Origin of the sequence: Kineosporia sp. R_H_3, from assembly GCF_002198675.1 — a bacterium.
GTDB lineage: Bacteria > Actinomycetota > Actinomycetes > Actinomycetales > Kineosporiaceae > R-H-3.
In genome coordinates this window covers 1-13,406 of the sequence record NZ_MWLL01000092.1, presented here as the reverse complement: position 1 = coordinate 13,406, position 13,406 = coordinate 1, and the positions used below count along the sequence as shown (strand labels likewise).

Below are 13,406 nucleotides of genomic sequence, written 5' to 3'. Positions count from 1 at the left end.
CCGCCACAGTCTGCCCCCGTGGCACGCTGCGGGCATGAGCACTGCAGGAGCTGACGTCACGGGGACCGGCCCGGCCGGGGCCGCCGCGGCCCGGGACGCCGCCGTCCGGGCCCTGACCGACCCGGCGCTCGCCGGCGTCGTCGACCTCGTCGCGTACCCCGACGCAGGGCCCGGCCCGCACAACCTCGGCCCGGGCGCCACCGTCGTCGTCGCGAACGCGCGCGGCGCCGTCCGGCTCGACGCCGGTGGTGTGCACACCGTGCTGCACGGCGAGGACCCGGTCGGGGACGTCGACCCGATGGCCTTCCTGCCGTACGAGCTCGAGGTCGCCGACCCCTCGCCGGACAACGCCCGCAACGCCTACCCGGACCCGGGCCGGCGGCTGCTCTCCCTGTTCGCCGACCCGAGCCGCAGCCCGGACGTCGCCGTCGTCCACACGCCGCGGCACTTCTTCCCCGACGAGGGCGGTCACCACGGCGAGCACGGCTCGCTCGACATCGTCCAGTCCCGGGCGCCGCTGCTGCTGTCGGGGGCCGGCGTCCGACCGCGCGGCGTCGTCGCCGAGCACGCCCGGATCGTCGACGTCGCACCGACGCTGCTGCGGGCCGCGGGCGTGCCGGCCCGCCTGCACGTCGACGCCGCCGGGCTGCCCCTGGACGGGCGCGCCCTCGAGGGGCTCGTCGACGAGGGCGCGGGCCGCTGGGTGGTCGGCATCCTCTGGGACGGCGCGCACTGCTCGGAGCTGCTGCACCTCGCGGCGTCCGGCGAGCTGCCGGGCGTCGCGCGGCTGCTCGCGCACGGGACGGCGCTCGCCGGCGGTGCGGTCGCCGAGTTCCCGAGCATCACCTTGTGCAACCACACCTCGGCGCTCACCGGCGTCGGGCCCGGTCGGCACGGCGTCCTCGGCAACGTCTTCTACGACCGCGCGACGGGCGAGCGGGTCGTCCCCAACGACGAGACGACGTGGCACCGCTCCGCCGAGTGGCTGCGACCCGGCGTCGCGACGGTCTTCGAGACGCTCGCGGCGGCCCGGCCCGGCGCGTTCACGGCGTGCGTCGACGAGGCCGTCGAACGCGGCGCGGGGTACTCGACGATGCAGCTCGTCCGGGCCCAGGCCGGTGCCGGGGGAGCGGGCGACCTCGACTCCGCGCTGCCGGACGCCGACGCGAGCCCCTTCGTCGGCGACCGCGCGCACCTGGCCGACTCGTACTACCGCTGGGGCACCCGCGTCGACGACGCGGGCGTCGCGCAGATGCTCCAGCTGTGGGCCGTACCGGACGACGCCCCCGCGCTCACGTGGTGGTCGAACGTCGTCACGGACGCCGGGCACCACGGCGGCGGGCCCCGCTCGAAGATCGCCCGCGACAGCTTCCGCGACGCCGACCGCCGGCTCTGCGCCTTCCTCGACCACCTCGACGGGCTCGGGGTCACCGACGACGTGACGTTCCTGCTCACCGCGGACCACGGGTTCGAGGGCGCCGACGTCACCCGGACCGGTTCCTGGCGGCCGGCGCTCGCGGCGGCCCTCGACCCGTTGGGCGTCGGCTGGCGGGACGAGGGACCGGGGTTCCTCTACCTCGGCGTCTGACCCGCCCGGGCCGGGCACGGGACCGACACCGGACGGTCCCGTGCCGTTCGTCCTGAGGACCGTGGTCCGTTCATCCCGGGTCGCCAGATTCGGCTCTGCCGCCCCGCGGCGACCGACACCCCGACCTGGAGGACCGCGTGACCCAGCAGACCCCCGCCCGCTCCCGCCGGACCCGCGCCGTCCTGGCCGGCACCGGCCTCGGCTGCGCGGCACTCGTCGTGCCGATGGCGGCCCCGGCGTCCGCCGCCGGCAGCACCGCGATCGGCCCGACGGGCGGCATCGCCCCGTACGTCCTGCCCGTCGCCCCCGACGTGACGGTCACGTCCCTGCTCACGGTCAACAACGGCGCGGCGAAGGACGGCACGCAGCTCGTCGGCATCCCCGACGGCATCGGCGCCTACCGCAGCGGCAAGCGGGTCGTGGCCCTGGTGAACGCCGAGCTCGGCGCCACGGCCGGCATCGCCCGCGCGCACGGCCAGAAGGGCGCCTTCGTCAGCCGCTGGACGATCGACCCGAAGACGCTCGCCGTGACGACCGGCTCCGACCTCGTCCAGCCCGGTGTCCGCTACTGGGACTACACGACGGGCGCCTACGCCGCCGCGCCGGTGGCTCCCGCGGGGGCCGCCGCCGGCACCCACACAGCCGCCTTCAACCGGTTCTGCTCGGGCTACCTCGCCCCGGCCGGTTCGCTCTACAACGACGACACGGACGCCGGGTACGACGGCGCGATCTACATGGCGAACGAGGAGGCCGGTGACGAGGGCCGCGTGTTCGGCGTGACGACCGACGGCGCCGCGACCCAGCTGCCCCGGCTCGGGCTCTTCTCGTGGGAGAACACCGTCTCGGCCGCCAACCGCACCGACACGACCGTCGTCATGGGCAACGAGGACGGCGGCAACGGCCAGCTGCGGGTCTACGTCGGCACCAAGACGACGAAGGGCAGCCCGGTCGAGCGCGCCGGCCTCACGAACGGCTCGCTGTTCGTCGTCGACACCGCGGACGAGTCGGTCTCGACCGACGCGCAGTTCCGCACCGCCTACGGCAAGGGCAAGGCCGTCCCGGTGACGTTCGGGGCCGGCGAGCAGGTCGACACGACGGCGAGCGGTGCCGCGCAGAACGCCGACGCGGCGGCGAAGGGCCTGACCCTGAACCGGATCGAGGACGGCTCCTTCGACCCGCGCAACCGCAACGACTACTACTTCCTCACGACCGAGGGCGGCTCGACCGCGGCCAACCCGGCCGAGCCGGGGGTGTCCCGCGACGGCGGCGGCCTCTGGCGGCTGCGCTTCACGAACGTCGACAAGCCGGAGCTCGGCGGGACGCTCACGCTGCTGCTCGACGGCAGCGAGGCGCCGTACCTCAGCAAGCCGGACAACATGGCGATCGACCGGCGCGGCAACCTCCTCGTCCAGGAGGACCCGGGCGGCAACGACCACGTCGCGCGCATCCTCGCCTACCGGATCAAGGACGGCCGGGTCGGCGTCGTCGCGGGCTTCGACACCGCCCTCTTCGGCGTGACGAACCCGGCGGGGACGACGCCCGACACCCGGGCCGTCCTCACGACCGACGAGGAGTCGAGCGGCATCGTCGACACCGCGGACCTCTTCGGCAAGGGCACGTTCCTGTTCGACGCCCAGGTCCACACGAAGAAGAACCTGCCCGCCGGGACCGGCGCCGGCACGGTGGAGGAGCTCGTCGAGAACGGCCAGATCCTCCTGCTCGAGGTCGGCGACTGGGACGCGGTCTACCGCCGCTGACCCGCACGTCACCGTCCGCAGCGGCCCGCCGGGATCCCGGCGGGCCGCTGCGCCGTCCGGGCCGCACCGGGCGGCGACACACGGGTGTCGTGTTTCCGTAACCCGGGGTGACAGACCCTTTACAGTGCCGTCGCGCAGGCGTAGCCCGTCGGCGACGAACCGTCCGTAGCGTCGAGAAGCATGACAACCACGACGTGCTGCCTCGAGTGCGGGAGCCGGCCCTCCGAGGAGCGGCCCGCCCTGCTGTGGTCCATGTCCGTCCGGGAGGGGCACCGGGCCTGGACCTGCTCGCCCTGCACCCGTCGCCACCTGCACGCGATCGAGACCATCGCCGTCTGACCGACGGGCGGCCCGCCCAGCGGTCGACGCGTCGACGGAATCCGCGGCGAACACTCCGCCGAACGGGGGGTTTTCGTTGTCGGCCCAGATTTCTGGCAAGGATTCGGGCGTGGATCCCTCGCGAGGCAACGGTTCCGGGCGTACGCTCTGGATGTGACCGAGCCCACAACGTCCTCGGCCCTGCCCACGGCGACGATGCCGTCCCAGGGGTCCGCGATGGTCTGCCTCACCTGCGGCGCCGCGGCGCCGTCGGATCCGCCGCCGCTCACGTGGTCCGCGGGCACCGAGCGGGGCCGCCGGGTCTGGACGTGCGGTGCGTGCATGCGGGCGAACATCCGCAGCATCGAGGGCAAGCTCGACTCCGCCTGGTGGTGATCCGCCCGTCGAGCACCCGGTCGAGCAGCCCTCAGGGCTCGACCGGCTCGCCCTCGTCGTCGACCCACTCGATGTAGTCGAGCGAGGCCACGTCGAAGTCCGGCAGCCACTCCGCGAGCACCTCGAGCACGGGCACCTCGCCCTCGATCTGGCACAGCACCCCGATGCCGCCGAGCCACACCCGGTGGATGAGCAGGTACTCGGGCGGCAGGTTGAGCTTGAGCCCCAGCGACCACTGCGGCCGGCGGACGTCGTTGACGTGGGCGAACAGCTCGCGCATCCAGGCCCGGGAGAACGTCCACGTCGTGTGCCGGGCCGGCTCGAGGAACGGCGCGAGGTAGTCGAGCAGCGCGCGGCCGTCGATGTCGATCGACGCCTTGATGAAGCCCTCCTCGCGCAGCCCCGCGACGACGCCGTCGGCGTCGTTCTGGAGCGCGAGCGTGAGCAGCCGCCCGATCTCCGGGGGCATCCCGTCCGGCAGCCGCTTGACCGCGCCGAAGTCGAGGATGCCGAACCGCCCGTCCGGGGTGAGCCGGTAGTTGCCGGGGTGCGGGTCGGCGTGCAGCAACCCGGCCCGGGCCGGCCCGGCGAGCAGGAACTCCAGGTAGCGGCGTGCCCCGAGGTTGCGCTCCTGCGGGGTGCCCGTCGCGATGAGCTTGGAGAGGGCGACCCCCTCGAGCCACTCGCTGACGATGAGGTGCGGCGTCGCGATGACGACCTCGGGGACGACGAAGACGGGGTCGTCCCGGAACGCGTCGGCGAACTGCGTCTGGGACTCCGCCTCGAGCGTGTAGTTGAGCTCCTCGACGATCCGGGCCTTGAGCTCGTCGAGGATCGGCTTGATGTCGAGGCCCGGGATCCAGCCGGCCGCGACCCGGCCGACCCGGGCGACCTGGGTGAAGTCGGAGATCAGCGCGTCACCGGCGCCGGGGTACTGCACCTTGACGGCCACCTGCCTGCCGTCCTTCCAGACGGCGCGGTGCACCTGGCCGATCGAGGCGGCGGCGGCCGGTGTCTCGTCGAACTCCTTGAACCGGCGCCGCCACTGCGGCCCGAGCTCGGCGGCGAGCACCTTGTGCACCGTCGCCGTCGGCATCGGGGGAGCGGCGTCCTGGAGCTTGGTGAGCGTCGCCCGGTAGGGGCCGGCGAGCTCCTCGGGCATCGCGGCCTCGAAGATGCTCAGGGCCTGGCCGAACTTCATCGCGCCGCCCTTGAGCTCACCGAGCACGCGGAAGAGCTGCTCGGCCGTCCTGGCCTGCATCTCGGCCGCGACGATCTCCGCCGGCCGGCCCCCGACCCGCTTGCCGAAGCCGAGGGCCGTGCGGCCGGCGAAGGCGAGCGGGAGGCTGGCGAGCTTCGCCGTGCGGGTGACAGCACGGCGGGGGAGGTCCGTCACGGCTCCATTGTCACGGTCGCGGGCTGCGACCGCGCGCGGTGGGCGGGTGACGTCGTCGTCCCGGGCGCGTCGCCGGGCTCGCCGGCGGGCGGCCAGCGGCACCCGCACTCAGGGTGCGCGGGCCACGGACGACGGGTGACGAGCCCGTCCGGCAGCTCGACCTCCAGCGTCGCACCGCAGGCCGCGGGTGTCGTGCGGCCGTCGAGGAGGGTGAGGACGGCGAGGGCCGCGAGCCGGCCCGCCAGGGCCGCCACGGTGGTCTCCTCGGGCGCGTCCCGGGGGCCGGAGAGCAGCTGGGCGAGGACGCCGGGCCAGGCCGGGTCGAGCGCGGTGCGGTGCAGGTCGAAGCAGCGCAGGCAGGGGTCGGTGCCGGGCCGGACGAGCGGCCCCACGACGACGTCGCCCTCCCGGACGACGACGGACAGGTGCGGGACGTCCCGGCGGACGAGGTCGGCCGCCCGGGCGGAGTCGGCGGCGACCGGCTCGACGAGCACGACGCAGGCCGGCCTGGGCACGCCGCGCCCGGTCCGGGCACGGATCCCGCGCTCGGTGAGCCGAGGCCTGCGGTCCGTCGTCCCGATCCCGGCGGCGGCCAGGGCGGCCGCGACGGCGTCGGCCACCCGGCCCTCGCCGACGACGAGGACGGTCCGGGCGGCCCGGGCCGCGAGCAGGTCCCAGCCGTCGCCGCAGCCGCGGTGGACGAGCGCCCAGGTCGCGGCGTCCGGCTCGAGCTCCTCGTGCCGACCCACGACGCTGCGCGCGGAGCGCCCGGCCCGGGCGGGGACGAGCGCCCCGGCGCCGCGCAGGAGCGCGACGAGCTCGTCCGGGGCGGTGACGTCGGTGGGGTCGAGGCCGCCGTCGAGACGCTCGACGAGCCGGACGTCGTCCGGGGTGAGCCCTTCGAGGACGACCGACCGGCGCGGGCTCACGCCGAGCTGGAGGGTCGTCGGCCCGCGCCACACGCGCTGGAGGCCGGGCAGCAGCTGGATGCGCACCCGGGGAGCGTGCCACGTCGGGCGTCTGCGTCGCCGTCGTCGTCCACAGGCCCGTGCGCTCCACCGGCCTCGTCCACAGGCCGGGAACGGCGACGGGCGGCCCACCGGTCGGTGGGCCGCCCGTCGTGGCGGTGAGCGGTGAGGCTCAGGCCTTGCCGAGGATGCGGTTGAGGTTCGTCCCGCACACGGGGCACTGGCCCTTGGCCATGCGGCGGCCGTTGGTCTCGACGACCTTGCCCTCCGCCTGGCGCTTCTCCTTGCACTTCACGCAGTAGAACTCGCCGCTGTACGTCTCGTCGGCCACGATGGCGCTCCTCATGTCGTATGGCTTGGTCAACCGCGACGGCCAGTGGTGCCGCTCGCGGGCCGGTCGGGACGCGCTCTGGCGGCCCCCTCCGTGCGTCAGACCCGGCGTGAAGCCTAGCCGAGCGTGAGCGTGGCGCCGGTCAAGTCGGCCTTGGCGCGTCGGAAGATCGATGGAACGGGTGACGTCCGGGCACCACGCCGCGCACGAATCACCGGACATTTCTGGACGGACCGGGCACCCGGTATCGCCGGCGCGGAGGTCTCGGTGCGTCCTCGACACGTCGCGCAGCGTGAACGGAGAAACCCCGGGGCCGGGGCCGACGCACCTTCCCCAGCGCGCCGCCCCCGGACTCCCGGGGTCTTGGACCGAACCTAGGAGCACCAGGCGGACGTCGTCAACGCCGCTGTCCCCAGGCCTGTGGACAGACCTGTGGACATCTTGGGGAGAGCGTCGCGTGTCGCTGTGGACACGACGCCCGGGGCCTGTGGAAGGGGATCGTCACCACGCCGCGACGGCCCGTCTGACCTGCGGCGGAACCGTCCACCGGATGTGGATGGAAGATTTTCTCGGCCCGGCGCCGTAGCCTCGACCCATGGCCGGCGTGCCCGCGTATGCCCCGCCACCTGACGTCGAGGTACGTCGGAGCAGGCGGCGCGTCCGCACGGTCACGGCCTACCGCGACGGCGACCGCACGATCGTGCTCATCCCGGCGCGCTTCACCCGCGCCCAGGAGCGCGAGTGGGTCGAGCGGATGGTCGCCCGCCTCTCGGCGCAGGACCGGCGCCGCCGTCCCGGGGACGACGACCTCATGGCCCGCGCGACGGAGCTGTCCCGCCGCTACCTCGACGGGCTGGCCCGGCCGGCGAGCGTCGCGTGGGTGCCCAACCAGAACTCGCGCTGGGGGTCGTGCACGCCGTCCGACCGGACGATCCGGCTCTCCACCCGACTGCAGGGGATGCCGCCGTGGGTCATCGACTACGTGCTCCTCCACGAGCTCGCGCACCTCGTCGAGCACGGCCACGGCCCGCGGTTCTGGGCGCTGCTCGCCGACTACCCGAGGACCGAGCGCGCCCGCGGCTTCCTCGAGGGGTTCGCGGCGGCCCGCGACGGCAGCATCGGTGACGGCACGGACGACGACCACGCCGACCGGGTCGACGACACCCCCGCGTTCGGCGTCAACGTCCGCACGGACGTCGACGGCGCGGACGTCGACGGCGCCGACGTCGACAGCACGGCCTGAGACCGCCTGAGCCCGGCTGCGCGGCTACCCGGCGGCGAGGACCGCACGTGCGGCGGCGACGCCGTCCGGCACCCCGCTCGCGAGATCGGCCGGCAGGGCGTCGACGTCGAACCAGCGGACGTCCTTCGACTCCGCGCTGACCGCGGGCGCCGTCGCCTGCGCGACGAGCACGTGCTGGACGTCGAGGTGCCAGTCGACGACCCCGGGGCGGCAGGGGGCGGCGTGCCGGGAGAGCTGGGCGAGCCGGGGCAGGACCGTGCCGGTCAGCCCGGTCTCCTCGAGCACCTCGCGGGCCGCGGCGGCCGCCAGGCTCGTGTCGTCGGGCTCGAGGTGCCCGCCGGGCTGGACCCACAGACCGATCCGGCCGTGCAGGACCAGGCAGGTGCGCCGGCCGTCCGGGGACAGCACGAGCGCGGACGCCGTGACGTGCGCGGGCGCGGCGTGCCGGGTCAGCAGCGCCGCGCCGTCCTCGTCGAGCATCGCGCGCCAGGCCCAGGCCTCGAAGCGGGCCTGCGGGGTGTCCCGCGGGGCGTGCGCGAGGGCGTGCCGGACGTCGGCGACGAGCTGCTCGTCCGGCGTCCACAGCGGCTCGCCGCCGGCCGGTTCGCCCGGGGAGGCCGACGGGTCGGACACCGGGTGGAGCGTGGGGGTCACCGGCCCTCGCCCCCGGACCCGTCACCGGGCTGCTCGGCGTCACCGTCCGCGTCGTCGCGCTTCGCCTCGTCCCGGTCCGCCTCGTCGAGGATCGCCGCGAGGGCGGCGTCGAGGTCCTGGCCGCCGGCGTCCGGGCCGGCCCCTCGCGCGAAGCCCTCGGGGTCGGCGAAGGAGTCGGCGCCCGGCACGAGGTCGGGGTGCTCCCAGAGCGCGTCCCGGCCGCCGACGCCGCGCGCGGTCGTGAGCGCCGCCCAGACCGCAGCGGCCTCGCGGAGCCGGCGCGGGCGCAGCTCGAGGCCGACGAGCGAGGCGAAGGTGTGCTCGGCCGGACCGCCCGCGGCGCGCCGCCGCCGGACGGTCTCCCGCAGCTGGACGGCGTGCGGCAGCGACGTGCGCGCCGCGGCGTCGACGACCTCGTCGACCCAGCCCTCGACGAGCGCGAGGGCGATCTCGAGGCGGTCGAGGGCGGCCTGCTGGGCCGGCGTCCGCTCCGGCTCGAAGATCCCCGAGGAGAGCGCCTCCTGCAGGGCCTGCGGGTCGCCCGGGTCGATCTGCCGGACGGCCTGCTCGATCATGTCGGTGTCGATCGCGATGCCCCGGGCGTACTCGTCGACCGCGCCGAGGATGTGCGCGCGCAGCCACGGCACGCCGGCGAAGAGCCGGGCGTGCGCCGCCTCGCGCAGCGCGAGGTAGAGCCGCACCTCGTCCTCCGGCAGGCCGAGGCCCTCGCCGAACGCGGCGATGTTCGCCGGCACGAGCGCGGCCGCCCCGGCCGGGAGCAGCGGCAGGCCGACGTCCCCGCCGCTGACCACCTCGCGGGACAGCGCCCCGACCGCCTGGCCGACCTGGGCGCCGAAGAACGCGCCGCCCATCCGGCGCATCATCGGCAGCGCGGCCCCGAGCATGGGGGCGATCTCCGGCGGCGCCTGGGACGACATGGCCTCGCCCATCGCCTGCCCGACCCGCTCGGCGACCGGCTCGACGACGCCCTTCCACACCGGCAGGGTCTGGGCGACCCACTCCGAGCGGCTCCACGCGTGGGTACGCCCCGCGGCCGCGGGCAGGTCGGTGGCCCGGTCGAGCCAGAGGTCCGCGGTCCGCAGCGCCTCGGTGACCGCACGCTGCTGCGCGTCGCCGACGCTCGGGTCGCCGCCCTCGGCGGCCGCCTGGCGGGCGATGTTCTCCGCGAGGTCCCAGTTCACCGGACCGTCGCTTCCCCCGGCGAGCATCTGCTGCACCTGGAGGAACATCGCCTGGAGCGCCGCCGGGTCCTGCGGCAGGCCGGGCAGGTTCGCGAGCTCGGGCGGCAGCTGGCCGCCGGGGCCGAACATCGCCTTGAACAGCTCGCCCATCGGGTCGCCGTCGTCGCCCTCGCTGCGGTCGGGCAGGTCCCTGCCGAAGCCGGTCATGCGCACCTCATTCACACGGTTCGTCCACCGGAGCGCGGCCCGCGCGCGGCCGCTCTCGGCGAGGATGGGGTCCAACCTACGCAACAGCCAACGACGGGGGGTCGTCCGGTGAGCCCGCAGCGCGCGACGGTTCGCTCACGGCGCAGCAGCCGGCGGGTCGCCGTGGTCGGGGCGGCCGGTCCGGCGGGCTCCGCGGTCGCGTCGGCGCTCGTCGCGGCCGGGTTCGCGGTCATCGCGGTGGACGACCGCCGGGGCGGCGCGCCGGGCACCTGGCGGGTCGGGGACGTCGCGGCGCCCGGCGGGGCGGCGCTGCTCGACGGTGCCCACGTCGTCGTCCACGTCGCCGCCGCCGACGACCTCGAGGCCGCGCTCGCGATGACCGGTCCGCAGCGGCGGGCGCACGCCGTCCGGGCCGCCCGTGCCGTCGGAGCCGCCGCCCGGGATGCCGGTGCCGCCCGCCTTGTCGTCGTGACGAGCGCGATGGTGCACGGGGCGGCCGCGGACAACCCGGTCCCGCTCCCGGACGACGCGCCCGTGCCGGACGACGGCGGCGCGGGCATCGTCGGCGACCTCGTCGAGGTCGAGGCGACCCTGGCCGCGCTCGCGCACGCCGCCGGGCTGCCGCTGACCGTGCTCCGGCCGGCCGCGCTCGTCGGGCCGGGGGTGGACAGCATGGTGACCCGGCACTTCGAGGCGCCGCGGCTGCTCGAGGTGCGCGGGGCCCGGGCCGCCCGGCAGTTCTGCCACGTCGACGACCTCGGGACCGCCGTCGTCACCGCGCTCACCGCCGGGCTCGACGGCCCGCTCGGCGTCGGCTGCGAGGGCTGGCTCGACGCCGGGCAGACCGCCCGGCTCGCCCGGCTGCGCACCGTCGAGCTGCCGCCGGCCCTGGCGTTCGGCACCGCCGAGCGGCTGCACCGGGTCGGCGTGCTGCCGATGCCGGCCGCGGAGCTCGCCTTCGTCGTCCACCCGTGGGTGGTGTCCTCGCAGCGGCTGCGGGCGGCCGGCTGGGTGCCGACGCGGACGAACGCGGACTGCCTCACCGAGCTCCTCGCGCTCGTCGCGGGCCACCGGGCGGTCGCCGGCCGGCGCGTCGAGGGGCGCGAGGCGGCCGCGGGCGCGGCCGGTGCGGCGGTCGCGCTGCTCGGTGCCGCGGCGCTCGTCCGCCGGGCCCGGGCACGCCGTCCGGGCCCGCGTCGTCCTACCCTGTGACGGCCCGTCCGCACCGTGCACGCCCGAGGAGCCACCCGTGAACCCAGGCCACGACCACGACGCGCCGTGGCCTGACGTCGTCCCGGGGCCGTCGTCCGCGGCGGACGACGGCGGCGCGCCGTCCGCGGTCACGCCGCCGGCCGATGGTGGGCCGCAGCACGCGACGGCCGACAACCCGCTGACGATGAACCCGCGCACCGGCGTCCTGCTGCTCTCCGGCTTCGTCACGGTCGCGCTCGTCGCCGCGGCGTTCCTCATGCCGGTGCACTACGCCGTCCAACGGCCGGGACCGGCGCTCAACACGCTCGGCACGGAGAACGGCAAGGACCTCATCGCGATCTCCGGGCACGAGAGCTACCCGACGTCGGGCGCCCTCGACCTCACGACGGTCAGCGTCTTCGGCGGCCCCGGCGGCCACGTCGAGCTGTACCAGGTCATCGAGGGCTGGCTCGACCCGTCGGTCGCGGTCGTCCCCGAGGAGCGGCTCTTCCCCAAGGGCGTCACGGAGAAGCAGAACGAGGAGGAGAACCAGCGCGAGATGACGTCGTCGCAGGAGAGCGCGACGGCCGCGGCGCTGACCTCGCTCGGCATCGCCGTGACGACCCGGATCTCCATCACCGAGGTCGACGCCAAGGCCCCGGCGGCGAAGACCCTCAAGGCCGGGGACGTCCTCGTGAGCATCAACGGCGTGCCGACCGACACCCTCGACGCGCTGCGCACCGGGCTCGACAGGACGGCGCCCGGCAAGGTCGCGGCGATGGTCGTCGAGCGGGCCGGCAAGCAGGTGCCGCTCGACGTGACGACCCGGGCGGGCGACGACGGCAAGACGCAGATCGGCGTCTTCATCGACGCGACGTTCAAGTTCCCGTTCGACGTGAAGATCCAGATCGAGGACATCGGCGGCCCGAGCGCGGGGACGATGTTCGCCCTCGGCATCATCGACAAGCTCACCCCGGGCCCGCTGACCGGCGGCAAGCAGATCGCGGGCACCGGGACGATGGACCCCGACGGCACGGTCGGGCCGATCGGGGGCATCCGGCAGAAGCTCTTCGGCGCCCGGCACGCCGGTGCCCGGTGGTTCCTCGCGCCCGCGGACAACTGCGACGAGGTCGTCGGGCACGTGCCGGACGGGCTGAACGTCGTCCGGGTCGCGACGCTCGACGAGGCGCGGGCCGCTGTCGAGAAGATCGGCAAGGGCGCCGCGCCGGCGTCCCTGCCGACCTGCCAGGCGTCCTGACCGGCTACCCGTCGAGGGTCGCGGCGACGGCGGACACGAGCCCCGGGACGAGCTCGGGGCCGCCGACGGCGACCCGGTCGTCCTCGTCGTGGTCGCGGGCCCGGACGGCGCACGCCCCGGTCCCGTCGCGGAGCACCCCGGCCGCCATCCGCAGCTCGCGCCGGTCCGGGTGCTCCTGGAGGTAGGCCAGCGCCGCCTCCGGGTCGCGCGGGGCCGCGGCCTCGGCCTCCGGCGGGACGACGAGCCGCTCGACGACGACGGCCGCACCGTCGACGCTCGGCGGCCAGGCGATCCGGCCGAGCAGGCCCTCGAGCGAGTCGGCGTCCGGCAGCTGCTCCTGCTCGACGGCCGTGAGGTGCTCGGGATCGCGGGTCGCCGCCTCGACGACGTCCGGCCCGAGGGCGGTCGCCAGTCCCGGGTCACGGCCGAGCGCGGCGTGCGTGTTCACCAGGGCGAACACCCGCACCGGGCCGTCCCAGCCGCCCGAGGCGACGTGCGCCTCGAGCTCGCGGACGGCACGGCGCACGGCCTGCGCGCGGGTGCCGGGGGAGGAGGGCGACGTGGTCGTCGGGTCGTCCGTGCTCACGGCGCGATCCTCGCACGTGCCGGGCGGATTCTCCGCGCCGTGCCCGGGTGCGGGCCGGGCTCCGGCTGTCAACGGCGTCTGAACGGCCGGTCGACCTCGGGAACGATGCGTGCGAAAGGTAAGTTCTCCGGGTGTGAGCTTCGAGCGCGATCCGCGCAGCGCCCCGCGTCCCGCCGTCCCGACCCGCCGTCGCGGGGCTCTCGCCCCGACGTTGGCCATCCTCGGCGTCATCGTCGTGCTGGTGCTGCTGCTGTCCTCCGTGTGGACGAACGTCCTGTGGTACCGGTCGGTCGGCTTCACCGAGATCTACA

General features: G+C 75.6%; 13 protein-coding genes. 7 read left to right on the top strand and 6 right to left on the bottom strand.

Annotated elements, in window-relative coordinates:
- Window positions 1-34: 34 nt before the first annotated feature.
- From ECOMGDLI_RS07850 to ECOMGDLI_RS33715, 4 genes are all read left to right on the top strand, one after another.
- Window positions 35-1,588: an alkaline phosphatase family protein gene (locus tag ECOMGDLI_RS07850; RefSeq protein ID WP_088315804.1), complete on the top strand. Its 1,554-nt coding sequence runs from the start codon at window positions 35-37 to the stop codon at window positions 1,586-1,588.
- A 137-nt stretch (window positions 1,589-1,725) separates the two neighbouring features.
- Window positions 1,726-3,345, top strand: a complete 1,620-nt coding sequence (locus ECOMGDLI_RS07845; protein WP_088315802.1) for an alkaline phosphatase PhoX — start codon at window positions 1,726-1,728, stop codon at window positions 3,343-3,345.
- A 180-nt stretch (window positions 3,346-3,525) separates the two neighbouring features.
- Entirely contained in the window at window positions 3,526-3,684 is a 159-nt protein-coding gene (locus ECOMGDLI_RS34495; RefSeq protein ID WP_158220933.1) for a hypothetical protein, read from the top strand.
- A 153-nt stretch (window positions 3,685-3,837) separates the two neighbouring features.
- Window positions 3,838-4,059: a hypothetical protein gene (locus tag ECOMGDLI_RS33715; RefSeq protein ID WP_143447571.1), complete on the top strand. Its 222-nt coding sequence runs from the start codon at window positions 3,838-3,840 to the stop codon at window positions 4,057-4,059.
- 31 nt (window positions 4,060-4,090) lie between these two features.
- Here ECOMGDLI_RS33715 and ECOMGDLI_RS07835 read toward each other — a convergent pair whose 3' ends face one another.
- The 3 genes from ECOMGDLI_RS07835 to ECOMGDLI_RS35315 all read right to left on the bottom strand — a co-directional run bounded on the left by ECOMGDLI_RS07835 (window position 4,091) and on the right by ECOMGDLI_RS35315 (window position 6,754).
- Window positions 4,091-5,455, bottom strand: coding sequence for an AarF/ABC1/UbiB kinase family protein (locus ECOMGDLI_RS07835; protein WP_088315798.1), 1,365 nt, complete (start codon window positions 5,453-5,455; stop codon window positions 4,091-4,093).
- Entirely contained in the window at window positions 5,452-6,450 is a 999-nt protein-coding gene (locus ECOMGDLI_RS07830; protein ID WP_088315796.1) for a hypothetical protein, read from the bottom strand. The genes ECOMGDLI_RS07835 and ECOMGDLI_RS07830 overlap by 4 nt, the downstream gene beginning before the upstream one ends.
- Before the next feature lie 145 nt (window positions 6,451-6,595).
- A complete protein-coding gene (locus ECOMGDLI_RS35315) occupies window positions 6,596-6,754 on the bottom strand; it encodes a DUF5679 domain-containing protein (RefSeq protein WP_088281308.1) in 159 nt (52 codons plus the stop codon).
- A gap of 595 nt (window positions 6,755-7,349) precedes the next feature.
- Between ECOMGDLI_RS35315 and ECOMGDLI_RS07820 the strand changes: the two genes are divergently transcribed.
- Complete coding sequence (locus ECOMGDLI_RS07820) at window positions 7,350-7,997, top strand: M48 family metallopeptidase (RefSeq protein ID WP_088315794.1); 648 nt, start codon at window positions 7,350-7,352, stop codon at window positions 7,995-7,997.
- A 24-nt stretch (window positions 7,998-8,021) separates the two neighbouring features.
- Here ECOMGDLI_RS07820 and ECOMGDLI_RS07815 read toward each other — a convergent pair whose 3' ends face one another.
- Together ECOMGDLI_RS07815 and ECOMGDLI_RS07810 are read right to left on the bottom strand one after the other, a co-directional pair.
- Window positions 8,022-8,630: an NUDIX hydrolase gene (locus ECOMGDLI_RS07815; protein ID WP_143447570.1), complete on the bottom strand. Its 609-nt coding sequence runs from the start codon at window positions 8,628-8,630 to the stop codon at window positions 8,022-8,024.
- A gap of 17 nt (window positions 8,631-8,647) precedes the next feature.
- The gene (locus ECOMGDLI_RS07810) at window positions 8,648-10,060 is read right to left on the bottom strand and encodes a zinc-dependent metalloprotease (protein ID WP_088315856.1); all 1,413 of its coding nucleotides are present in this window, start codon (window positions 10,058-10,060) and stop codon (window positions 8,648-8,650) included.
- A gap of 108 nt (window positions 10,061-10,168) precedes the next feature.
- On the opposite strand from ECOMGDLI_RS07810, the gene ECOMGDLI_RS07805 reads away from it, so the two are divergent.
- Entirely contained in the window at window positions 10,169-11,272 is a 1,104-nt protein-coding gene (locus ECOMGDLI_RS07805; protein ID WP_088315790.1) for an NAD-dependent epimerase/dehydratase family protein, read from the top strand.
- A gap of 37 nt (window positions 11,273-11,309) precedes the next feature.
- Complete coding sequence (locus ECOMGDLI_RS35825) at window positions 11,310-12,509, top strand: PDZ domain-containing protein (RefSeq protein WP_233153356.1); 1,200 nt, start codon at window positions 11,310-11,312, stop codon at window positions 12,507-12,509.
- A 4-nt stretch (window positions 12,510-12,513) separates the two neighbouring features.
- On the opposite strand, the gene ECOMGDLI_RS07795 is transcribed toward ECOMGDLI_RS35825, so the two are convergent.
- Window positions 12,514-13,095, bottom strand: coding sequence for a PPA1309 family protein (locus tag ECOMGDLI_RS07795; protein WP_088315788.1), 582 nt, complete (start codon window positions 13,093-13,095; stop codon window positions 12,514-12,516).
- Window positions 13,096-13,406: the final 311 nt, after the last annotated feature.

Coding starts and splice junctions, on each gene's coding strand:
- ECOMGDLI_RS07850 (WP_088315804.1), top strand. CDS start 35: ATGAGCACTGCAGGAGCTGACGTCACGGGGACCGGCCCGGCCGGGGCC.
- ECOMGDLI_RS34495 (WP_158220933.1), top strand. CDS start 3,526: ATGACAACCACGACGTGCTGCCTCGAGTGCGGGAGCCGGCCCTCCGAG.
- ECOMGDLI_RS07820 (WP_088315794.1), top strand. CDS start 7,350: ATGGCCGGCGTGCCCGCGTATGCCCCGCCACCTGACGTCGAGGTACGT.
- ECOMGDLI_RS07810 (WP_088315856.1), bottom strand. CDS start 10,060: ATGACCGGCTTCGGCAGGGACCTGCCCGACCGCAGCGAGGGCGACGAC.